General features: G+C 66.4%; 23 protein-coding genes. 19 read left to right on the top strand and 4 right to left on the bottom strand.

All coding sequences use genetic code 11. The features are described from left to right. Both hflX and DQ353_RS11900 read left to right on the top strand, forming a co-directional pair. The gene (hflX, locus tag DQ353_RS11905) at window positions 1-1,572 is read left to right on the top strand and encodes a GTPase HflX (protein ID WP_113762968.1); all 1,572 of its coding nucleotides are present in this window, start codon (window positions 1-3) and stop codon (window positions 1,570-1,572) included. After that, the gene (locus DQ353_RS11900) at window positions 1,565-3,571 is read left to right on the top strand and encodes an ATP-dependent DNA helicase (protein WP_113762967.1); all 2,007 of its coding nucleotides are present in this window, start codon (window positions 1,565-1,567) and stop codon (window positions 3,569-3,571) included. Before hflX ends, DQ353_RS11900 begins: the two co-directional genes overlap by 8 nt. Window positions 3,572-3,665: 94 nt before the next feature. Here DQ353_RS11900 and lexA read toward each other — a convergent pair whose 3' ends face one another. Beyond that, window positions 3,666-4,385, bottom strand: coding sequence for a transcriptional repressor LexA (gene lexA / locus DQ353_RS11895; protein WP_113762966.1), 720 nt, complete (start codon window positions 4,383-4,385; stop codon window positions 3,666-3,668). A 284-nt stretch (window positions 4,386-4,669) separates the two neighbouring features. Between lexA and DQ353_RS11890 the strand changes: the two genes are divergently transcribed. The 9 genes from DQ353_RS11890 to DQ353_RS11855 all read left to right on the top strand — a co-directional run bounded on the left by DQ353_RS11890 (window position 4,670) and on the right by DQ353_RS11855 (window position 12,022). Next, the gene (locus DQ353_RS11890) at window positions 4,670-5,074 is read left to right on the top strand and encodes a LysM peptidoglycan-binding domain-containing protein (protein ID WP_113762965.1); all 405 of its coding nucleotides are present in this window, start codon (window positions 4,670-4,672) and stop codon (window positions 5,072-5,074) included. Between the two features lie 117 nt (window positions 5,075-5,191). Beyond that, window positions 5,192-6,313 carry a histidinol-phosphate transaminase gene (locus DQ353_RS11885; protein WP_113762964.1) on the top strand — a complete coding sequence of 374 codons (1,122 nt, stop codon included), beginning with the start codon at window positions 5,192-5,194 and terminating at the stop codon, window positions 6,311-6,313. Between the two features lie 114 nt (window positions 6,314-6,427). Then, window positions 6,428-7,048, top strand: coding sequence for an imidazoleglycerol-phosphate dehydratase HisB (hisB, locus tag DQ353_RS11880; RefSeq protein ID WP_113762963.1), 621 nt, complete (start codon window positions 6,428-6,430; stop codon window positions 7,046-7,048). Further along, on the top strand, window positions 7,049-7,684 hold the full coding sequence (gene hisH / locus DQ353_RS11875; RefSeq protein ID WP_113762962.1) for an imidazole glycerol phosphate synthase subunit HisH: 636 nt from the start codon (window positions 7,049-7,051) through the stop codon (window positions 7,682-7,684). Window positions 7,685-7,687: 3 nt separating this feature from the next. After that, a complete protein-coding gene (locus tag DQ353_RS21675) occupies window positions 7,688-7,846 on the top strand; it encodes a CG2302 family histidine operon protein (RefSeq protein WP_181578363.1) in 159 nt (52 codons plus the stop codon). A gap of 69 nt (window positions 7,847-7,915) precedes the next feature. Continuing rightward, on the top strand, window positions 7,916-8,659 hold the full coding sequence (priA, locus tag DQ353_RS11870) for a bifunctional 1-(5-phosphoribosyl)-5-((5-phosphoribosylamino)methylideneamino)imidazole-4-carboxamide isomerase/phosphoribosylanthranilate isomerase PriA (protein ID WP_113762961.1): 744 nt from the start codon (window positions 7,916-7,918) through the stop codon (window positions 8,657-8,659). Between the two features lie 275 nt (window positions 8,660-8,934). Next, on the top strand, window positions 8,935-9,735 hold the full coding sequence (locus DQ353_RS11865) for an aminoglycoside 3'-phosphotransferase (protein WP_181578357.1): 801 nt from the start codon (window positions 8,935-8,937) through the stop codon (window positions 9,733-9,735). 44 nt (window positions 9,736-9,779) lie between these two features. Continuing rightward, on the top strand, window positions 9,780-10,682 hold the full coding sequence (locus DQ353_RS11860; RefSeq protein WP_113762960.1) for an SseB family protein: 903 nt from the start codon (window positions 9,780-9,782) through the stop codon (window positions 10,680-10,682). Beyond that, the gene (locus tag DQ353_RS11855; RefSeq protein ID WP_113762959.1) at window positions 10,679-12,022 is read left to right on the top strand and encodes an MFS transporter; all 1,344 of its coding nucleotides are present in this window, start codon (window positions 10,679-10,681) and stop codon (window positions 12,020-12,022) included. The genes DQ353_RS11860 and DQ353_RS11855 overlap by 4 nt, the downstream gene beginning before the upstream one ends. Window positions 12,023-12,199: 177 nt before the next feature. Here the strand turns inward: DQ353_RS11855 and DQ353_RS11850 are convergent, their stop codons facing one another. Further along, window positions 12,200-12,565: a DUF1844 domain-containing protein gene (locus tag DQ353_RS11850; RefSeq protein ID WP_113762958.1), complete on the bottom strand. Its 366-nt coding sequence runs from the start codon at window positions 12,563-12,565 to the stop codon at window positions 12,200-12,202. Window positions 12,566-12,892: 327 nt separating this feature from the next. Between DQ353_RS11850 and infC the strand changes: the two genes are divergently transcribed. The 7 genes from infC to DQ353_RS11815 all read left to right on the top strand — a co-directional run bounded on the left by infC (window position 12,893) and on the right by DQ353_RS11815 (window position 18,096). After that, window positions 12,893-13,861, top strand: a complete 969-nt coding sequence (infC, locus tag DQ353_RS11845) for a translation initiation factor IF-3 (protein WP_502696397.1) — start codon at window positions 12,893-12,895, stop codon at window positions 13,859-13,861. A 123-nt stretch (window positions 13,862-13,984) separates the two neighbouring features. Beyond that, window positions 13,985-14,179 carry a 50S ribosomal protein L35 gene (gene rpmI / locus DQ353_RS11840; protein ID WP_007272446.1) on the top strand — a complete coding sequence of 65 codons (195 nt, stop codon included), beginning with the start codon at window positions 13,985-13,987 and terminating at the stop codon, window positions 14,177-14,179. A 106-nt stretch (window positions 14,180-14,285) separates the two neighbouring features. Further along, the gene (rplT, locus tag DQ353_RS11835; protein ID WP_113762957.1) at window positions 14,286-14,921 is read left to right on the top strand and encodes a 50S ribosomal protein L20, sunset domain variant; all 636 of its coding nucleotides are present in this window, start codon (window positions 14,286-14,288) and stop codon (window positions 14,919-14,921) included. 85 nt (window positions 14,922-15,006) lie between these two features. Beyond that, window positions 15,007-15,915 carry a TrmH family RNA methyltransferase gene (locus DQ353_RS11830; protein WP_113762956.1) on the top strand — a complete coding sequence of 303 codons (909 nt, stop codon included), beginning with the start codon at window positions 15,007-15,009 and terminating at the stop codon, window positions 15,913-15,915. A 152-nt stretch (window positions 15,916-16,067) separates the two neighbouring features. Then, the gene (locus tag DQ353_RS11825; RefSeq protein WP_113762955.1) at window positions 16,068-17,027 is read left to right on the top strand and encodes a cation diffusion facilitator family transporter; all 960 of its coding nucleotides are present in this window, start codon (window positions 16,068-16,070) and stop codon (window positions 17,025-17,027) included. Window positions 17,028-17,032: 5 nt separating this feature from the next. Continuing rightward, window positions 17,033-17,467: a (deoxy)nucleoside triphosphate pyrophosphohydrolase gene (locus DQ353_RS11820; protein WP_113762954.1), complete on the top strand. Its 435-nt coding sequence runs from the start codon at window positions 17,033-17,035 to the stop codon at window positions 17,465-17,467. Then, complete coding sequence (locus DQ353_RS11815) at window positions 17,464-18,096, top strand: pyroglutamyl-peptidase I (RefSeq protein ID WP_113762953.1); 633 nt, start codon at window positions 17,464-17,466, stop codon at window positions 18,094-18,096. The genes DQ353_RS11820 and DQ353_RS11815 overlap by 4 nt, the downstream gene beginning before the upstream one ends. On the opposite strand, the gene DQ353_RS11810 is transcribed toward DQ353_RS11815, so the two are convergent. Next, a complete protein-coding gene (locus DQ353_RS11810; protein WP_113762952.1) occupies window positions 18,093-18,746 on the bottom strand; it encodes an SIMPL domain-containing protein in 654 nt (217 codons plus the stop codon). The two genes, DQ353_RS11815 and DQ353_RS11810, sit on opposite strands and share 4 nt — an antisense overlap. After that, window positions 18,743-19,246, bottom strand: coding sequence for an eCIS core domain-containing protein (locus tag DQ353_RS11805; protein WP_113762951.1), 504 nt, complete (start codon window positions 19,244-19,246; stop codon window positions 18,743-18,745). Before DQ353_RS11805 ends, DQ353_RS11810 begins: the two co-directional genes overlap by 4 nt. Before the next feature lie 143 nt (window positions 19,247-19,389). Here DQ353_RS11805 and DQ353_RS11800 point away from each other — a divergent pair, with 143 nt between their 5' ends. After that, window positions 19,390-20,046, top strand: a complete 657-nt coding sequence (locus DQ353_RS11800; protein WP_113762950.1) for an LppM family (lipo)protein — start codon at window positions 19,390-19,392, stop codon at window positions 20,044-20,046. The last annotated feature ends 105 nt before the right edge of the window (window positions 20,047-20,151 follow it).

Below are 20,151 nucleotides of genomic sequence, written 5' to 3'. Positions count from 1 at the left end.
ATGACCAATCCACAGCCTTCCGGCCCGCAGGACAACGACATGGACGAGGCCCAGCTCCAAGCTGCCATCGAACGGATCCTTGCCAGTGACGCCGCCACAGCCAGCAAAAGCACGCACTTCGGTGCCCCGGAGGAAGAGAACATCCTCGCCGGACGCGCCCAGGCACTGAGCAAGCAAGCCGGCGAACACTCCGTGTTCGACGGCGACCAGGAAGAACTCGCCGCACGCCGCGGCCTGCGCCGGGCGGCAAGCCTGTCCACCGAGCTCGAGGACGTCACCGAGGTCGAAAACCGGCAGCTGCGCCTTGAACGCGTGGTCCTGGCCGGCATCTGGAACGAAGGCACCGCGGAAGACGCGGAGAACTCCCTGCGGGAGCTGGCCGCCCTGGCCGAAACCGCCGGCTCGGAGGTGCTCGACGGCATGGTCCAGCGCCGCGCAAAACCCGACGCCGCGACCTACCTCGGGTCGGGCAAGGCCGTGGAACTGCGTGAAATCGTCGCGGCAACCGGGGCTGACACCGTCATCATCGACTCCGAGCTCGCGCCCTCCCAGCGACGCGCCCTCGAGGACGTCGTCAAGGTCAAGGTCATCGACCGCACGGCGCTGATCCTGGACATCTTCGCGCAGCACGCCAAGAGCCACGAGGGTCGCGCCCAGGTGGAACTGGCCCAGCTCGAATACCTGCTGCCGCGCCTGCGCGGCTGGGGCGAATCGATGTCCCGCCAGGCCGGTGGCCGGGTCGGCACCGCCGGCGGCGGCATCGGCTCCCGCGGCCCTGGCGAAACCAAGATCGAATTGGACCGCCGACGCATTCGCGACCGCATGGCCAAGCTCCGCAAGGAAATCAAGGGGATGCTCCCGGCCCGCGAGGCCAAGCGCGCCAACCGCAAGCGCAATGCGGTGCCCTCGGTGGCCATCGCCGGCTACACCAACGCCGGAAAATCCTCGCTGCTCAACCGGCTCACCCACGCCGGCGTCCTGGTTGAAAACGCGCTGTTCGCGACACTGGATCCCACGGTCCGACAGGCAGAAACCAGCGACGGGCTGACCTACACGCTGGTGGACACCGTCGGCTTCGTGAAGTCGCTGCCCACCCAACTGGTCGAGGCTTTCCGCTCCACGCTGGAGGAAGTGGCCGACGCCAACTTGATCCTGCATGTGGTCGACGCCGCGCACCCGGATCCGGAAGGACAGATCCAGGCGGTGCGCGAGGTGTTCAACGACGTGAACGCGCGCGGCATCCCGGAAATCATCGTGCTGAACAAGGCGGATGTGGCAGACCCGTTCGTCGTCGAGCGCTTGCGCCAGCGCGAACCGAACCACGTCATCGTCTCGGCACGCACCGGCGAGGGCATCGAGGAACTGCTGGCAAAAATCAGTGCGGCAATTCCCCGCCCCGATGTCCAACTAGAATTGATGATTCCCTATGATCGAGGCGACGTGGTCAACAAGCTCCACGGCGCCGAGGCCGAGATCCTGGCCGTCGAACACACCGAAACGGGAACACGCATGATGGTCAAGGTCCGCGAAGGCATGGCCGCAGAAGTGGAGCAATTTAGTATTCATGGCTGAGGAATCAGATGTCATCGCCCTATTGGACGCTGCGGTGTCCACGATGGGCGGACAAAGCCGACCGGGCCAACACGAAATGACCCGCCAGGTCGTGCGGGCCATGGAAACCGGCGAGCACCTGCTGGTGCAGGCCGGAACCGGAACCGGCAAGTCCATGGCCTATCTGGTCCCCGCGCTGGCCCACGCGCTCGAATCGGAAAAGCCGGTGGTGATTTCCACCGCAACCCTGGCGCTCCAGGCCCAGATCGTCGGCCGGGACGTCCCGCGCCTGCTGTCCTCGCTGAAGGACAAGCTGCCGCGCGAGATGGACGTGGCCCTGGTCAAGGGACGCTCCAACTACGTGTGCCAGTACAAGCTCGGCGGCGGCTACCCGGATGACGACGAGGGTGCCCTGTTTTCGATGGACTCCGGAACCCCCGCACTGGGCGGTTCCGCGGACGGGCCCGGCTCGGTGCTGGGCAAGGAAGTGGTGCGCCTGCGGCAGTGGGCCGAACAGACCGACACCGGGGACCGCGACGACATCACCCCGGGTGTCAGCGACAAGGCCTGGCGACAGGTCTCGGTCAGCGCGATGGACTGCCTTGGAGCCCAAAAATGCCCCATGGCCTCCGAATGCTTCAGTGAACTGGCCCGCGCCCGCGCGGCCAACGCCGACGTTGTGATCACCAACCATGCGATGCTGGCCGTCTCGGCCTTCGAGGGACTGGCCGTGCTGCCTGACTTCGACACCGTCATCATTGACGAGGCCCACGAGCTGCAGGACCGTGTGACGTCCTCGGTGACCCGGCCCCTGTCGGTGGCCATGGTCCAAACCGCCGCCTCGGCGGCACGCAAGCACTGCTCGGTCAGCGTTGACTCGCTGAACCAGGGTGCCAAGGCGCTGCAGCGCTCCCTGGAGGGCGTCCCCACCGGACTCATGGCCCGCGGCTTGAACGAGGACCAGCAGGCGGCGATCAACCAGATCGCCGAGGCCGCACGCGTGGTGCTGTCCGATTCAAAGCCCGAGGCCAACGCCCCCGCCGACGGCGGACGCCAGATGGCCCGCTCGCAGGTCATGTACCTGGTGGAGCAGTGCAGCAAGATGCTTGAAATGACCGATGAACGAGAAGTCATCTGGGCCTCGCGCCCCGGGCACTTCAGCCCGGGGGAGGGCTACGTCCAGCCCGACGAGTCCAGCCAGCCGACGCTGAATGTCGCCCCGCTCTCGGTCGCCGGCAAGTTGCGCGAGGGGCTCTTTGACGGGCGCACGGTGATCCTTACCAGCGCAACCCTGGCCATCGGAGCGGCCTTCGAGCCCGTGGCGGGCACGCTGGGGCTCGTGGGCGAGGGGGCGCCCACCTGGAACGGTGTGGACGTGGGAAGCCCCTTCGACTATCCCAAGCAAGGCATCTTGTACGTTGCCAAGCACCTGCCCAAGCCCGGGCGCCAGATGTCCCAGGAAACCCTGTCCGAGATCGAGGACCTGATCAAGGCCTCCGGCGGCGGGGCTCTGGCGCTGTTCACCTCGCGCCGCGCCGCGGAGGAAGCCGCGGAGATCCTGCGGGCACGCTTGGACATCCCGATCCTGTGCCAGGGCGAATCCAGCATGAAGGCCCTGGTGGACCAGTTCTCCGTCGAACCCGACACCTGCCTCTTTGGCACGATGACGCTCTGGCAGGGCGTTGACGTGCCGGGCAACGCCTGCCGGCTGGTGATCATCGACAAGATCCCGTTCCCGCGGCCCGACGACCCGCTCTCCTCGGCCCGCAGCCGAGACGTGGCCAAGCACGGCGGCAACGGCTTCATGGCCGTGGCAGCGAGCCACGCCGCGGTGCGCCTGGCGCAGGGTGCGGGTCGACTGATCCGTTCGGTCAACGACAAGGGCGTTGTGGCAGTGCTGGATTCGCGCCTGGCCACCGAGCGCTACGGCACGTTCCTGCGTGCCTCGCTGCCACCGCTGTGGGCCACGCCCGACAAGGCGACAGTGATTTCCGCACTTGAGCGCCTGAGCGAAGGCTAGAAATTCCCAGGCCCGTGGGTTCACGGGAAACACGTGAGGACCGGTCATTCGACCGGTCCTCACGTGTTTGCGGGGGATGTGTGTTGGTGCGGGCCTAGACCGAACGCATGACCGAAACGACCTTGCCCATGACGGTTGCGGCGTCACCGAGGATGGGTTCGTAGCGGGAGTTCTGCGGCAGCAGCCAGGTGTGCCCGTCGCGCTGCCGGAAGGTCTTCACCGTGGCTTCGTCCTCGAGCAGCGCAGCAACGATATCGCCGTTGTTTGCGGTCTGCTGGCGGCGCACCACCACCCAGTCGCCGTCGCAAATGGCGGCGTCGATCATCGAGTCTCCACTGACCTTCAGCATGAAGAGCTCGCCGTGTCCCACCAGTTGGCGCGGCAGGGCGAAGACGTCCTCGACCGCCTGGTCGGCCAGGATCGGACCGCCGGCGGCAATGCGCCCCACCAGGGGAACCATGACGGTGTCCGCGGAGGTCGTCAGCTCCGAGACGCTCATCCCGTTGGCAGCCTTCAGGTCTGCCTGGCCCTCCACCACTTCGAGCTTGCTCTCGCTTTTGAGCTGCAGGGGAAGCAGGATCTCCATGGCCCGCGGACGGCGCGGGTCGCGGCGGATGTAGCCGAGCTTCTCGAGCTGGCTCAGCTGGTGGGTCACGCTTGAGAGGCTCGCCAGTCCCACGGCGTCCCCGATTTCCCGCATCGATGGCGGGTAGCCATTGGTGCTCACGGAGCGCTGGATGGTCTCAAGAACCTTCTTCTGACGGATGGTCAGGCTCTTCGCGTCGCGTCGAGGGGTTCTTTGTTCGGTAGTCATTGTCAGTGCCTCATCCCGATCGTCGCCGGTTGCCCGCGCGTGCCGCAAATTGTCGGTGTGGACTGATGTAGTCAATACATCGCTCCACAACCTCCATCTTAGTAGACAAAGACACTACTTTCAAAGATTTGTTCGAACAGATCTGGACACGTGTCGTCCAAAGGTGCTAGAAATAAGATGCGCACTACGAACACACGTTCGAAAGATGCGTTCGAATAACCGTCATCTGTTCGAATGGGCCACCAGGCCCGTCCGGCAAATGAATACAGAGGAAAGGCAAAGACATGGCAAACACTGCTTTCTCGGCCCCGCTCCACCTTGTAACATCCGACGACTACACCCCGGCGCCACAATCCGCACTGGGTTCGCAGCCCGCGCTGGCGCCCCTGCGACTCACGCGCCGCGGAAAATTCGTGTTGATTGCACTGCCCATCTTCCTGGTCAGCGCGGCGGTGCTCATGCTCCTTGGCCTGTTCCAGTCCCCGGCCAACGCCTCGGACGACACCCCGCTGGGCGTCGAGGCCGTCAGCGTCACCGTCATCGAGGGCGACACCTTGTGGGGGATTGCCCGCGAGTTCGCCCCGCAACTCGAGCCCCGCGAAGCCGTTCGGCGGATCGGCGACATGAACAACCTCAACAGCTCCGTGCTGCACCCCGGGGCGGAAATCTTCGTCCCCACCGGAAGCTAGGGCCAGCACCGCTGGGGCGCGCCGATCGCTGCCGCGCCCAATCATTGCTAACCGTTTATTACCCGTGGTACCGGTGAAGATTCCAAGGTCGCCACACCGCCGCCGTAGACTTGCACCGTGAATGAACGGCTAAATCGCCTGGCAAATCTGCCCCTGCGAGAGAATCTTCAAGGTCTTGAACCTTACGGCGCACCCCAAATCGACGTACCCATTCAGTTGAACGTCAACGAAAACACCCATCCGCTTCCCGCGGAAGTGCACCGGGCCATCGTCGAAGAAGTCTCCGCAGCAGCCGTGGGACTGAACCGCTACCCGGACCGCGAGTTCACCGAATTGCGCGAACGTCTCGCCGCCTACCTGGGCCACGGACTGGAAGCCGACAACGTCTGGGCTGCCAACGGATCCAACGAGGTCCTCCAGCAGATCATGCAGGCCTTCGGCGGGCCCGGGCGCACGGTGATGGGTTTCCCTCCCACCTACTCGATGTACCCGCTGCTGGCCTCCGGGACCGACACCACCTACCTGGCCGGCGTCCGCTCGGCGGACTACGGGCTTTCGGCCATCGACGCCGCGGCACAGGTCCGCGAGGCCGCGCCGAACATTGTCATCCTGTGCTCGCCGAACAACCCGACCGGCACCGCGCTTGGCCTGGATGTCGTCGAGGCCGTCTACGAGGCGGGCAAAGCCAGCAACGCCATCGTGATCGTCGACGAGGCGTACGCGGAATTCGCCCACACCGGGACGCTTTCGGCTCTTTCCCTGCTGCCGGGCCGCGAACGCCTGATCGTTTCGCGGACCATGTCCAAGGCGTTCGCCCTGGCCGGCGCCCGTCTCGGCTACCTGGCCGCAGCTCCGGAGGTCGCCGACGCGATCCGCCTGGTGCGGCTGCCGTACCACCTCTCGGCAGTCACCCAGGCAACGGCGAATGCCGCACTCAAGCACGCGGACATCCTGCTGGCCAACGTCGAGGCCATCAAGGTCCAGCGCGACCGCATCGTCAACGAGCTCACCCGGATGGGGCTGCACCCTGCCTCCAGCGATTCCAACTTCGTCTTCTTCGGGGGAGTCAAGGACACCAAGGCCATCTGGAACGGGCTGCTCGAGGCCGGGGTGATCATCCGTGACGTGGGGATTCCCGGCCACCTGCGGGTCACCGCGGGCACCGAGGACGAAACCACCGCGTTCCTTGTCCGCCTCGAGGAACTGCTCGATCAGGGTCCTCACACGCTCTCAAGCTAAACTTGGGTAGGTGGCAATGGTGCCGGAGGACGGGCCGTGGCCCTTCTTCCGATAGTGCATCGGTGTTCCGCCGCCCCACATCCTCGTCTCACCGCCTGATCTAAAGGAATGTGCATGTCTGCCGAAAAACTCACGGGTCGTCGCGCTCGCCTCGAACGCATCACCAGCGAGTCCTCCGTCTTTGTCGAACTAGATCTGGACGGCACCGGCCGCTCCGAAATCAGCACCGGCGTACCGTTCTACGACCACATGCTGACGGCACTGTCGAAGCATTCGCTCATCGACCTCACCGTGCGTGCCACCGGCGACATCGACATCGATGTGCACCACACCGTCGAGGACACCGCGATCACCATCGGCGAGGTGCTGCGCACTGCGCTGGGCAACAAGGCAGGCATCCGCCGTTTCGGCACCGCCTACGCGCCGCTGGACGAGGCCCTGGCCCGCGCCGTGGTCGACATCTCCGGGCGCCCCTACCTGGTCCACGGTGGCGAGCCGGCCGGCCAGGAGTACCACCTGATCGGCGGGCACTTCACCGGTTCGATGACCCGCCACGTGTTCGAGTCGCTGACCTTCCACGCGCAGATCTGCGCCCACATCGAGGTGCTCTCGGGCCGCGACCCGCACCACATCGTCGAGGCCCAGTTCAAGGCACTGGCCCGCGCGTTGCGCGAAGCCGTGGAAATCGACCCCCGCATCGGCGACGCCATCCCGTCCACCAAGGGTGCGCTGTAGATGGCGGCCAAGACCGTCACGGTCCTGGACTACGGATCGGGCAATGTCCGTTCCGCCGTCCGGGCACTTGAGGCTGCCGGCGCGCAGGTCAAGCTCTCGGCCAAGCCCGAGGACATCCTCGAATGCGACGGGCTTTTCGTTCCAGGCGTCGGCGCGTTTGCCGCGGTCATGCAGGCGCTCAAGGACGTCGGTGCGATCCGCTGGATCGGACGCCGCATCGCCGGCGGACGGCCGGTGCTCGGTGTCTGTGTCGGACACCAGGTCTTCTTCGACGAGGGTGTGGAGCACGGTATCCGCACCCCCGGATTGGGCGAATGGCCCGGCACCGTGGAGCTGCTCAAGGCCCCGGTCATCCCGCACATGGGATGGAACACCGTCACCCCTCCGGCCGGCAGCAAGCTGTTCGCCGGGATTGAAAACGAACGCTTCTACTTCGTGCACTCCTACGCGGTGCAGGAATGGAACTTCGAGGTCGCCCAGCCCAAGATGACCCCGCCGCAGGTCACCTGGGCCGAACACGGGGTCCCCTTCATCGCCGGCATCGAAAACGGGCCGCTGTGCGCCCTGCAATTCCACCCGGAGAAGTCCGGGGAAGCCGGGGCAAGGTTGCTGCGCAACTGGTTGGAGAGCCTGTAGTCCATGCTCATCTGGTCAGTTGTACTCATGGGCGTCGCCGGGATCCTAGCCGGCGGCGCGCTCTCCCTGCGCCAGCAACGTGCGCACCTCTCCTGGATCATCGCCGTCTGGGCGCTGGCCGGGGTTTCGCTCTTCGCCGCCTACCGCCTCACCCTGCTTTAACCAACGGCCCGCCTGCCGGCACCGCACCCCTGCCCCGGCGTCGGCCGACACCGAACCTAAGGATCGATCATGTCCGAGAACCAAAACAACATCCTTGAGCTGCTGCCTGCCGTCGACGTGGTGAACGGCCAGGCCGTGCGCCTGGTCCAGGGTGAGGCCGGCTCCGAGACCAGCTACGGCGACCCGCTCGAAAACGCCTTGGCCTGGCAGGAAGCCGGCGCCGAATGGGTGCACCTGGTTGACCTGGATGCTGCCTTCGACCGTGGCGCCAACACCGAACTGCTGGGCCGCATCGCCAGGGAGCTGACCATCAAGGTCGAGCTCTCCGGCGGCATCCGCGACGACGAATCCCTCGAGCGCGCCCTCGAATTCGGGGCCACCCGCGTGAACCTGGGCACCGCGGCCCTGGAAAACCCGGAATGGACCGCCCGCGCCATCGCCCGCCACGGCGACAAGATCGCCGTCGGCCTGGACGTGCGCGGCACCGTGCTTTCGGGCCGCGGCTGGACCAAGGAAGGCGGCGACATCTGGGACGTGCTCGCCCGCCTGGAGGACGCCGGCTGCGCCCGCTATGTCGTCACCGACGTGACCAAGGACGGAACGCTGCGCGGACCGAACGTGGAACTGCTCGCCGAGATGTGCACGCGCACCTCCAAGCCGGTCATCGCCTCCGGCGGCATCTCCAGCCTCGAGGACCTGCGCGTGCTGCGCGAGCTGGTCCCGGCCGGCGTCGAAGGCGCCATCGTGGGCAAGGCCCTGTACGCGGGCAAGTTCACCATGGCCGAGGCCCTGGACGTGGCAGGCCGCCGCTAGGTCCCCGGTGCCGGCCACATGGGCCGGCGTACGGCATTGACAAGGAAAGGGTGAAGTCCAGCGGACTTCACCCTTTTCCTGTCCCGCCGGTGTTTCGGCGGATTCGGCTCGCGACGCCGGGCGGGGATCGGGCATGCCGGGAGGATGGGCATTCGATCTCCCCTTACCTTCATCCCCGCAGGGACCGGCACCGTTCCCGCCTCCGTCTCCCGGATGGCCGGGGGCCAAGACATCGAGGCGGTCTGGGTCAACCAAGCGGGGGAACGACCTACCGGATGGGGGCCGGCACCGCCACCGACCGGTACCTCAAGTGCGCCCCGACCGACACCGAGGACACCGATTTCGCCGCAGAAGCCCTGCGGCTTCGCTGGGCGTCCGGGCATGCCCGCGTGCAGCCGGTGATCGAGGTCGGCAACGACGAATCGGGAAGCTGGCTGCCCACCGCCGCCCTGCCGGGTGAATCCGCGGTGTCCGAGACCTGGATGAAACGCCCCGGGCAGGCCGCCTGCGCCCTGGGTGCGCGACTCCGGAAGCTGCACGACGCCTTGCCGCTCCAAGGCTGCCCCTTCGAATGGTCGGTGGGCGACCGCCTGCAGGCCTTCGAGAAACGCGTCGGGGCGGGGGCGGGACCCGAAAACCGGAGCAGGGGACTACGCGCACCTGGGTGTTCCCGCGGCCCGGGAACTGCTGTCCGCTCCTCCACACCCCCGGACCTGGTGGTGTGCCACGGCGACGCCTGTGCGCCGAACACGCTGCTGGATGAACACGGGAACTTCGCCGCGCACGTGGATCTGGGCTGGCCGGGCGTGGCCGATCGCTGGGCGGACCTTGCCGTTGCGGCCTGGAGCACCGCCTGGAACCACGGTCCCGGGTACGAAGGCCACGTCTATGCCGGCTACGGGATCGAATCGGATGCCGAACGCATCGGGTACTACAGGATGCTCTGGGACCTTGGCCAGCCAGGCTCCTCGGCGTCGCGCCGCAGTCGCTGCGCGCGAGGTTCGCCACACGGTGCAGACCATCCACCGGCAGGGATTCGCCGTGGCACGTGGGCCGCGGACCTGTGGGCAGGGTAAACAGCCGATCAGGCCCCGGCACGGGCGCGGGATAGCATGGGCGTATGAGCGCGAATTCTCCTTCTTCCCACGCCGGCCAGGGTGCCGAACGACACCTGCCCGGCCACATTGCCGCGGCCCTGCAGCGCGCCGGCGGCGCCGTCGACTCGGCGGGCCAAAGCTGGGAAGGCCGGGACCTGTCCGGCGAGGGAAACCCGCTGCACAACTTCGACAACGACAACGGCCTGATCGACCCGAAGCTCGAGGCCGCCCTGGCCGCCCTGGTCGCGGGAACCGGCAGCGAGCAGCAGATCCACGCAGCCCTGGCCGAGGCCCGCGTCTACATTGCCGTGGTGGCCCAGCTGGCCGAGGGAGGCCTGGGGGAACACGGCTTCACCGAGGACAAGGAAGCGGACATGGCACTGGTCACGCTCACCGCCCCGGACGGCCGCACCGCCCTGCCCGTTTTCAGCAGCGTCGACAACCTCCAGGCCTGGCACGCCGAGGCCCGCCCCGTGGCGGTCTTCGCACCGCGCGCCGCGCTCTCCGCTGTCAGCGAGGAAGCCCAGATGCTGGTGCTCGATCCCGGAACCGACTTCACCTTCGTGCTGCGCCGCCCCGGCATGTGGGCGCTGGCCCAACAACGCGCGTGGACGCCCAGCTACCTCAACGAGGAGCTGGCAGTGGCCATCGAGGAGCAGGTGGCCTCGGAAGATGCCCTGGCAGCGATCCACATGGCACCGGGCCAGGGCGTGGGAACGCGCACCGCCGCGGGCACCGCCGTGCCCGGCGGGGGATCGGGCCCCGAACTGCGCCTCGAATTCTTCTTCCGCCCCGGCACCGACGAGGCCGCCGCCCGCGACTGCGTCACCCGCGTGCACACGCGGCTGGCCGCCGACCGGCACTTCGCCGAGAACGTCGACTCGCTCGAGGTCGCCCTGCGGGCGGCACCCGGCACCGGCGCATGAAATTCGGTCGCTACGGCCAACTGCTGAAGCAACCCGGGGTCGGCGCCCTGCTGCTCATCGGCATGGTCGCACGGTTGCCGCACGCCGCGGTCGGCATGCTCCTGCTGCTGCACCTGGTCAATGAACTGGACCAGGAATGGGGATCGGCCGGACTGGTGGTTGCCCTGATGACCATCGGCATCGCGCTGGGCGCACCCTGGCGCGGGCACATCGTTGACATGTACGGGCTGCGCCGGGCCCTGATCCCCTCGGTCATCGCCGAGGTCGTGGTCTGGAGCATCGTCCCGCAGGTCTCCTTCACCTGGGTGCTGCCGCTGGTGTTCATCGGCGGGCTTTTCTCGCTGCCGGTCTTCTCCGTGGTGCGCACGGCGCTGGGCGTGATGACCACCGGGGACACCCGGCGTTCGGCCTTCGCGCTGGACGCCATGGCCACCGAACTGGTCTTCATCGTCGGCCCCGCGGGCGCTGGCATCGTGGCGACCTCGCTGGACACCACCGTCGGGATGATCGGCATCGGCATCGCCTCCTCGGTCTCCGGGCTGGCACTGATGCTGTTGAACCCGCCCACGCGCTCCGGCCAGCCCGGCGCCGTCGCGCACAAGGCCAACCCGCATGAGGAGCGCCTCGGGGCCGAAGCCTCGCTGATCGCTGCGGGCCCCGGCGGCCTGGCCGACGTGGAGGCCGAGCTGATCGTGGCCGGCGCGAAGTCGACCAAGGCCCGGGTCGTGGCGCGCGGGCGCAGCTTCCGGCACAAGTTCGGCTGGGTCAGCGCCTCGGTCGTCGCGGTGTTCATCGCCGCCTCCGGGGCCGGGCTGGTGCTTTCGGGCACCGAGGTCGGCATCCTCTCGCTGCTGGACGAGAACGGCAGCGAGGGCCAGCTGGGCATCGTGTTCCTGTTCTGGTGTGGAGCCTCGCTGGTGGGCGGCTTGTTCTACGGCAGCCTGAACCGGCGCATCTCCCCGATCGTGCTGCTGCTGGCCATGGCCGTGCTGACCGTTCCGATGGCGTTTGCCACCGACACCTGGTCCCTGGCCCTGCTGTCGATCCCGCCCGGGATGCTCTGCGCCCCGGTGCTCTCGGCGGCCTCGGAATGGCTGACCGATCTGGTGGCGGAAAAGCGCCGCGGCGAGGCCATGGGATGGTACGGATCGGCGCTGACCGGTGGCACCGCGCTGGGTTCCCCGATCACCGGGGCGACGGTGGACGGCTTCGGGGCCAACGCCGGATTCATCATGGTCGGTGTCATCGGGGCGGTCATCTGCGCCGTTGCCCTGGTTGCCCAGCAGATCCGGCGTCGGCGCGCCCGAGGCCGGGCAAGGGTGCTGGTGCCGGAAAGCTAGGACCGAAGCAGGACAACAAAAAAGTCCCCCGCAGTTCAGATTCTGAACGGTGGGGGACTTTTTTGCCTTGCGGCCGAGCCCGGCCGGGAGGATCGAAATACCTCGAAACTCCGGTGTGGCCAATCTCTCGGACGCGAGCGGTCCATGGGTCGAAGTGTTACCTGGGTTTCGAGGGTGTTAGTTCACCGGGCCGGTGAGCTTCTCACCCGGGCCCTTGCCCGGCTCGTCCGGGAACGAGGAGGCCTCGCGGAAGGCCAGCTGCAGCGAACGCAGGCCGTCGCGCAACGGTCCGGCGTGCTGGGAGCCGATTTCCGGGGCTGCGGAGGTGACCAGGCCGGCCAGTGCGGTGATGAGCTTGCGGGCCTCGTCGAGGTCCTTGAGCTCTTCGGCGTCGTGGCCCTCGGCCAGGCCGCATTTGACCGCGGCGGCGCTCATGAGGTGGACGGCGGCGGTGGTGATGATTTCAACGGCTGCCACCTCGGCAATGTCGCGAATCTCGTTGGTGGCGTTGTTGGAGTCCGGATTGGTTTCAGGAGTGCTCATACTGCTAAGCTTTCCATAGACCGACTGAATCCGTGCATTTGGATGCGTCGTCCACTTCGGTGGATGCGACCGAAAGCACCTGGGTTCAGTATGCAAGTGGAGGCCACTCCCACCCGCAGCAGCCGAATCAGGCGGCCGGGTAAGTTCGGTGCCGATGACCCCGCGGGGTTCGTTGGCTGGATGATTCTTCATCGATCGAATTTGGGGCCTTCGCCTGCACCTGCAGCCGAGGGCCTTTCTTTTTGCTGCGGTGGCCTGAAACTACGAACTACTCAGGAGCAACACATCAGCGATCCACGCATTAATGATCGAATCCGCGTCCCAGAGGTGCGGCTTGTCGGCCCTGCCGGTGAACAGGTTGGCATTGTCCGTATTGAGGATGCTCTTCGTCTTGCCGTCGAGTCCGACCTTGATCTCGTGGAGGTGGCACCCACTGCCAAGCCTCCCGTGTGCAAGCTGATGGACTTCGGAAAGTACAAGTACGAGGCCGCTGTCAAGGCGCGTGAAACACGCAAGAACCAGACGAACACCGTGCTGAAGGAAATCCGTTTCCGTCTGAAGATCGACAAGCACGACTACGAAACCAAGGTCGGCCACGCGTTGCGCTTCCTCGGTGCCGGTGACAAGGTCAAGGCCATGATCCAGTTCCGTGGCCGCGAACAGCAGCGTCCGGAAATGGGCATTCGCCTGCTCAACAAGTTCGCCGAGGCAGTTGCCGAGGTCGGTCTGATTGAATCCAGCCCCCGCATCGATGGCCGCAACATGGTCATGGTTGTTGGACCGCTGAAGAACAAGGCCGAGGCCAAGGCCGAAGCCCGTCGCCTGGAACAGCGCGACGCGGACAAGGCCAAGGCAGCGAACCCCAAGGCAAAGATGGACACCTCGGAGCCCCAGGGCGACATCGGCGGTTCGGTTGCCGATGTCATCGAGTCGGACATCATGGAAAAGCTTGCCAAGGTACGTGCGGAAGCAGCAGCCGAAGAGGCCGCCGCCAAGCTTGCACCCAAGGTCGCCCCGGTCAAGGCGGCCCCGGCAGTGGCCAAGGCCCCTGCCAAGGCAGCCCCGGTGCGCGAAGCGTCCAGCCGTCCGGCAGTCTCCAAGGCTCCGGTTCGTCCGGCAGCCAGCAAGCCGGCAAGCGCTCCGGCGCCGGCCGCCAAGCCGGTCGTTGCAGCCAAGCCGGTTGCAGCACCGAAGCCGATGGCCGTTCCCAAGCCAATGGCCATGGCTCCAAAGCCTGCGGGCAAGCCGGGTCCCAAGCCCGCAACCCGCGCCGCCAAGCCCGGGACGACCAAGTAAGGTCTTCCCGAGCGGGGCACGCTCGCAAGAGCAACACCAGAACCACGGATTCCCCCAAACGCGGGAGTCCGCAAGAACCCCGGCCCGACAGGACCCCGGGAGCAAGTAAGGAGAACGGCGGATATGCCGAAGTTCAAGACCCACAGTGGCGCCAAGAAGCGCTTCAAGCTCACCGGTAGCGGCAAGATCATGCGCCAGCAGGCCAACCGCCGTCACTACCTGGAGCACAAGTCGTCGCGCATCACCCGTCGCCTGGCTTCTGACCAGTTGGTCGCCAAGGCGGATGTCAAGACCATCAAGCGGATGCTCGGTATCTAACACCAATCCGTCTTGGAAACCCGATCCTGGGTTTCCGACCACATAAAGATTTTTCGCCAGTTCGCCTTCTTGCGGCTCGGCGGGACAGAAACAAAGGAGTACACACGTGGCACGTGTGAAGCGGGCAGTCAACGCCCATAAGAAGCGTCGCGTCATTTTGGCTCGCGCCAAGGGCTACCGCGGTCAGCGCTCGCGCTTGTACCGCAAGGCCAAGGAGCAGCTGCTCCACTCGTTCGTCTACAGCTTCGGCCACCGCCGCAAGCGCAAGGGTGACTTCCGTCGCCTGTGGATCCAGCGCATCAACGCTGCATCCCGCGCAAACGGCCTGACCTACAACCGCCTGATCCAGGGCCTGAAGGCCGCTGAGGTCGAGGTCGACCGCCGCATGCTGGCCGAGCTGGCCGTGTCGGATGCCAACGCATTCGCCACCCTGGTTGCCGTTGCCAAGAACGCACTCCCGGCTGATGTCAACGCCCCGAAGGCCGCCGCCGCAGTCGTTGCTGCTCCGGTTGCCAAGAAGGCCGCTGCCAAGAAGACTGCCGCTCCGGCTGCCGACGCTGCAGAGGCTCCGGCCGGCTTCGTCATCAAGGGCAACGCCCAGTCGAACAAGTACCACGTACCGGGCTCGACCTGGTACGACCAGACCGTTGCCGAAGTCTGGTTCGAGACCATCGAATCCGCCAAGGCTGCCGGCTTTGAGCCCGCAGGTGGCGAATCCCGCCAGCAGATCAAGGACGCCTAGTCCTTGAGCTTCTAAGCTCATGTCCAAAGGGACGGAATCGTTAGCGATTCCGTCCCTTTGGCGTATCCCCGGTAAAGTCGTTCTCATGAATCTTGCCGGAGACAATGAATTGACCATGACCAACGTCCGTGCCGAAAAGGTTCGCGAAGTGGCCCGACTGGCCACCCGTACCGGGCGTGCCCGCAGCGGCGAGTTCCTGGCCGAGGGACCGCAGGCCGTCCGCGAGGCCCTGCGCCTGCATCTTGAGAACGCCGAACATGGCCGGGCCGAAGTGGTCCGTGCTGTCTACGCAACCGAGGACTGCCTGGACAAGCACCCCGAACTCGAGGTCATGTCGAACAAGGCCGAGCGGGTGCACACCCGCTTGGTCAACCAGGAAGTCCTGGCGGCGATGGCCGACACCGTGACCCCGCAGGGCATCGTGGCCGTGTGCGTCATCCCCGAAACCAGCCTGCAGGACGTGGCCGACACCAAGCCGCGCCTGGTGGCGGTGCTGACCCGCGTGCAGGACCCGGGCAACGCGGGAACCATTATCCGCGCCGCTGACGCCGCCGGCGCCGATGCCGTGGTGCTCACCAGTGGCAGCGTGGACATCTACAACCCCAAGGCCGTGCGCTCCACCGTCGGTTCCATCTTCCACCTGCCCATCATCACCAACGCCGATTTCGGTGCAACCATGGCCGCCTTCAAGGGCCAGGGCTCCACCATCCTCGCCGCCGACGGCTACGGGGCAGCGGACCTGGACGCCCTCCAGGACGCCAGCGCCGCACGTCGGGCCGGCAGCACCGAACCGGCCCCGGAGGGCCAGCCGGTGCTGGAGGAACCCACCGTATGGATCTTCGGCAACGAGGGCCAGGGACTGGACGAGACCGAACTGGCCGGAACGGACCACCGCGTGGCGGTGCCGCTGTACGGGATCGCCGAATCGCTGAACGTTGGAACGGCCGCCACCATGTGCCTGTACGCCTCCGCGCGCGCGCAGCGCCGCGGCTGAACCCGCCCCGCCACGGCCAAAGCCCGTGGCATAGGATGGGGCAGGAATGCCGAAACACCATGTCAAGACCTCCTGCCTGCCGTGGCAGGAGCTGCCGGACGGAACATCGTGCGGGAACCTGGAACACAAGAACCATAGAGAGTAGGGACGCCATGGCAGCATCGGGCGGAACGAAAGCGGTGGTCGCCGCGCTGGCGGCCAACCTGACCATTGCGCTGTTCAAGTTTGTGGCCTGGGCCGTAACGGCCTCGTCCTCAATGCTTGCCGAAGCCATCCACTCGGTGGCCGACTCGGGCAACCAGGTCCTCTTGCTCGTTGGCGGGAGGAAGGCCCGGAAGGAAGCGGACAAGGAGCACCCCTTCGGCTACGGCCGGGAACGCTACGTCTACTCCTTCATCGTCTCCATCGTGCTCTTCAGCGTCGGCGGCCTGTTCGCCCTGTATGAGGCGTGGCAGAAGTTCAAGGACCCGCACGGCATCGAAGGAAAATGGTGGTGGGTGCCCCTGGCGGTGCTGGTCGGCGCGATCATTGCCGAGGGCTTCTCCTTCCGCACCGCGATCAGGGAATCAAACCTGGTGCGCGGCAAGCAGTCCTGGGCCAAGTTCGTGCGTACCGCCAAGGCGCCTGAACTGCCGGTGATCCTGCTCGAGGACCTCGGGGCGCTCATCGGCCTGGTCCTGGCGCTGTGCGGAGTCAGCCTCACCCTGCTGACCGGAAACGGCATCTTTGATGCCGCAGGCACCGCCTGCATCGGCCTGCTCCTGGTGGCCATCGCCATCGTGCTGGCGGTGGAGACCAAGTCCCTGCTGCTGGGCGAATCGGCAACCGCCGAGCACGTGAACCTGATCGCGGCGGCCATCACCGCCGAGGGCGCGCGCCTGATCCACCTCAAGACCCTGCACCTGGGGCCCGAGGAAATCCTGGTTGCGGCCAAGATCTCCGTGCCCTCGAACGCCACCGGGGCACAGATTGCCACCGCGATCGATTCGGCCGAAACACGGATCCGCGCCGCGGTGGAGCACAAGTGCGTGATCTACATCGAACCTGACATCCTGGTTTCCACCGACGCGGTTCCCGAGACGGTTCCCGAGACGATTCCGGAGCAGGGCTAGATTCCATGGCCTACAAGCAAATAGTCGCAGCCGCGATCCTGGATTCGCTCAGTGCCCCGAGCAAGCTGCTTGCCGCCCGGCGCACCTCCCCGCCGATGTTGGCCGGGTTGTGGGAATTTCCCGGCGGAAAGCTTGAACCGGGGGAGAGCTGTGAAGCGGGGGTCCGGCGCGAATTGGTCGAGGAGCTTGGCGTCCAGGTGGTGCTGGGCAGCGAGGTGTTCGGGCCGGTTTCCGAGGGCTGGGTGCTGAACGAGACCGCGGCGATGCGCGTGTGGTTCGCCGAGATCTCCGACGGAACCCCGGACACCCTCGAGGACCACGACCAGCTGGCCTGGGTCGACCTGGACGAGGCCGCTCTGGCGGCCCTTGATTGGATCCCGGCGGACCTGCCGATCGTGCACGCGGTGCTCGCCGACACGCTGGCCGGAGCAACCCGGTGATTCTGCTGACCGGCTTCGAGCCGTTCGGGGGAGAGGACTTCAACCCGTCCTTCACCATTGCCCGGCAGGCCGCGCGCATCCTGGGCGGGCAGGGACTCCAGGCGCACGCCGCGGAACTTCCCTGCGCCTTTGCCACCGCGCCGGCCGTCCTCGGTGGCCTGCTCGAGTCGCACAGGCCGAACGTCGTAATCAGCCTGGGGCTGGCCGCCGGGCGAACCACCATGGGCCTGGAAAAGGTCGCCATCAACCACATCGACGCCCGGATCGCGGACAACGCCGGGGACCAGCCCATCGACCGGCCGGTCATCAGCGGAGCCCCGGCTGCCTACTTCGCCACGCTTCCGCTGAAGGCCGCGCTTCAGGCATTGCGGGAGCCGGCCCCCGGACGGGGCGCCATCGAGGTGGGCATCTCGTATTCGGCCGGAAGCTTTGTCTGCAACCAGGTGTTCTATGCGCTGATGCACCACACCACCGGGGTGCCGGGCATCCACGCCGGATTCATCCATGTTCCATGGATGGACGCCACCCACCCCGGCCTCGAAGACATGGCCAAGGCGGTGGCCGCCGTGGTCCAATTGGCACTGGGCAACGCGGCCGAACCGCTGCTCAGCGCCGGAACCGAGTACTAAACCCCGCTCCCCGGCTGCCCGGCGGAGAGCAATTCCCAGGTCACCTCGAGTGACACCGAAAGATCCCGCCGGCCGGCCACCACCGGCATCGAGGACGCTGCCATGGCGACGGCCTTGGCGCGCTGCAGCGGCAGTGCCGGCTCGTGGGTCGATTCGCGCACCTTCAGCGCGGCCCCGAGCCGAGCACCGGCAAGCAGCGACAGGTGTTCGGCCTTGGCACGGGCATCGGCGAAGGCCAACTCACGGGCCGTTTCCAGGGCAGCTGTTGGGTCGGAGACCTCCGCACGCAGGGAATGGATCCGCAGCGCGTCCCCTCCGGCCCCGACAGCGGCGGAAAGCACCTTGGCCACCTCTTCCACCGCCAGATTCGTGGCCTCGATGGTGGTTTCGGCATCGTAGCCCAGAAGCACGGCTTCCTCGTTGCGCCAGGTGGTGCGCGCCGAAAGCGTGATCCCCGTGGTCGACAGCTCCGCCGCCGGGTCCGCGGATCCCACCGCTGCGATGACCGCGCCTGCGGAAACCGAGGCCAGCGCGAAGGCCTCGGCCGCCTGTGGATGGTGCGAGGTGACGGATAGGGAGATGGCCATGATGTCGGGCACGGCCGGGGCGGATGCGGTTCCCGTGACGGTGATCGAGGGTGCGGTACTCATGCAGCGGTTCCTCCTGTGGATGCGGCCGGGGGTGATTGCGGGCCCGTTCGAAGGACCTTGCGCAGCTGCGCGGCGAGCACAGGTGCCAGCCTGCGTACCGGGACCTCGTGGTAGCCGCCGGCCTGCAGGCCGGCGGCGCGTTCAAAGAAGTTCCTCGAGGCCGGATCCGAGGTGCGCAACCACGAGTATCCGGCCGCCGCGAAGTACAGCGGAAGGAACGGCAGGCCCAGGCACAGGGCGTATTGGGTGCTGTGTGCTTCCTCATGTGCCAGCAACCGGGGGTCGGGCTCCGGGCCGCGGGGCGGGGTGCGGAAGAAGACGACGTTGCCCACCGTGAAGGCCCCGGCCCGTGGCAATGCGGGTGTGTAGTTCCTGGCATGAAGGATTCCGCGTTCACCGCGTGCGACGGGGCAGCGGGTGGCCCACGCCAGCGCCAGTCCACTGATCGTGCTGAGGTTCAGCCAGTTGGCCACCTCGCGTGTGCGCACCCAGGTGTTCATGCTGCCCAAGTGTAGTCACCGACCTCGGGCCCGGGTCCCGAAGCCACCGGGCAATTCTTGGCCCAAGCACCCCAGCCACTAGAGTTGTTTGTTGAACCGGGAGCATCATTGCCGAACAATGCCCCGAATGCTGAGGAGATTTGATGAAGAAGATCGTATCCGTCATTGGTGTGATGGTGGCACTGGTGTTGAGCCTGACCGGTTGCATGAAGATGGATGTGGATCTGGTGGTTTCGAGCCCGGAGAAGGCATCGCTGAACATGGTGATGGCCTTCGACAAGAAGGTTGTCGGCGACGCCAGCGTCGGCGAGGTCTTGGGCCAGATGGGGACCACCGAGGAAGAGATCTTCAAGAACTTCCCCGAGGAAGCCACGAAGACCCCGTACGACCAGGACGGCTTCAAGGGCTACCTCTTCACGATCAATGACAAGTCCCTGACCGAGATGGGCGATCTTTCCGGCCAGCTCGGCCCGAAGGTCGACATCGAATTCCGCGGCGGCCAGTACTACTTCTCCGCCGAGGGTCTGGCAGGCGGCGACACCTCGACGCTGACCGAATCCACGATGACAGTGACCTTCCCGGGCGAGATCGTCAGTGCCAGCAGCGGCGCGCAGATCGACGGCAATACCGTCAGCTTCGACATGCGCAACTCCGCCGGCGCGCTGACCGCGGTGGCCAAGGCGAAGGACAACACCCCGCTGTACCTGTCGCTGGGCTTTGGCGTCCTGGCCTTGCTGGGTGCCGTCGTTGCCGTGGCAACGATGCGCCGCACCGAGGAAACCGCGCAGGAGAACGCCTAATCACGCACGCGGCCGAACCAACCGAACCGGCCGTCGAACACCAAAGGGACCAACAATCCGGAGGAAACCCAAGGATTGTTGGTCCCTTTGGTGTTTAAGGGCCTT

Source organism: Arthrobacter sp. AQ5-05 (genome assembly GCF_003287975.1).
Taxonomy (GTDB): Bacteria; Actinomycetota; Actinomycetes; order Actinomycetales; family Micrococcaceae; genus Paeniglutamicibacter.
This window is presented reverse-complemented; position numbering and strand designations above follow the sequence as displayed.

Coding starts and splice junctions, on each gene's coding strand:
- DQ353_RS11865 (WP_181578357.1), top strand. CDS start 8,935: ATGGGGGCCGGCACCGCCACCGACCGGTACCTCAAGTGCGCCCCGACC.
- DQ353_RS11825 (WP_113762955.1), top strand. CDS start 16,068: ATGGCAGCATCGGGCGGAACGAAAGCGGTGGTCGCCGCGCTGGCGGCC.
- rpmI (WP_007272446.1), top strand. CDS start 13,985: ATGCCGAAGTTCAAGACCCACAGTGGCGCCAAGAAGCGCTTCAAGCTC.
- DQ353_RS11800 (WP_113762950.1), top strand. CDS start 19,390: ATGAAGAAGATCGTATCCGTCATTGGTGTGATGGTGGCACTGGTGTTG.
- DQ353_RS11820 (WP_113762954.1), top strand. CDS start 17,033: ATGGCCTACAAGCAAATAGTCGCAGCCGCGATCCTGGATTCGCTCAGT.
- DQ353_RS11855 (WP_113762959.1), top strand. CDS start 10,679: ATGAAATTCGGTCGCTACGGCCAACTGCTGAAGCAACCCGGGGTCGGC.
- DQ353_RS11900 (WP_113762967.1), top strand. CDS start 1,565: ATGGCTGAGGAATCAGATGTCATCGCCCTATTGGACGCTGCGGTGTCC.
- hisH (WP_113762962.1), top strand. CDS start 7,049: ATGGCGGCCAAGACCGTCACGGTCCTGGACTACGGATCGGGCAATGTC.
- DQ353_RS11890 (WP_113762965.1), top strand. CDS start 4,670: ATGGCAAACACTGCTTTCTCGGCCCCGCTCCACCTTGTAACATCCGAC.
- DQ353_RS21675 (WP_181578363.1), top strand. CDS start 7,688: ATGCTCATCTGGTCAGTTGTACTCATGGGCGTCGCCGGGATCCTAGCC.
- hisB (WP_113762963.1), top strand. CDS start 6,428: ATGTCTGCCGAAAAACTCACGGGTCGTCGCGCTCGCCTCGAACGCATC.
- DQ353_RS11860 (WP_113762960.1), top strand. CDS start 9,780: ATGAGCGCGAATTCTCCTTCTTCCCACGCCGGCCAGGGTGCCGAACGA.
- DQ353_RS11810 (WP_113762952.1), bottom strand. CDS start 18,746: ATGAGTACCGCACCCTCGATCACCGTCACGGGAACCGCATCCGCCCCG.
- lexA (WP_113762966.1), bottom strand. CDS start 4,385: ATGACTACCGAACAAAGAACCCCTCGACGCGACGCGAAGAGCCTGACC.
- priA (WP_113762961.1), top strand. CDS start 7,916: ATGTCCGAGAACCAAAACAACATCCTTGAGCTGCTGCCTGCCGTCGAC.
- hflX (WP_113762968.1), top strand. CDS start 1: ATGACCAATCCACAGCCTTCCGGCCCGCAGGACAACGACATGGACGAG.
- DQ353_RS11830 (WP_113762956.1), top strand. CDS start 15,007: ATGAATCTTGCCGGAGACAATGAATTGACCATGACCAACGTCCGTGCC.
- DQ353_RS11805 (WP_113762951.1), bottom strand. CDS start 19,246: ATGAACACCTGGGTGCGCACACGCGAGGTGGCCAACTGGCTGAACCTC.
- DQ353_RS11850 (WP_113762958.1), bottom strand. CDS start 12,565: ATGAGCACTCCTGAAACCAATCCGGACTCCAACAACGCCACCAACGAG.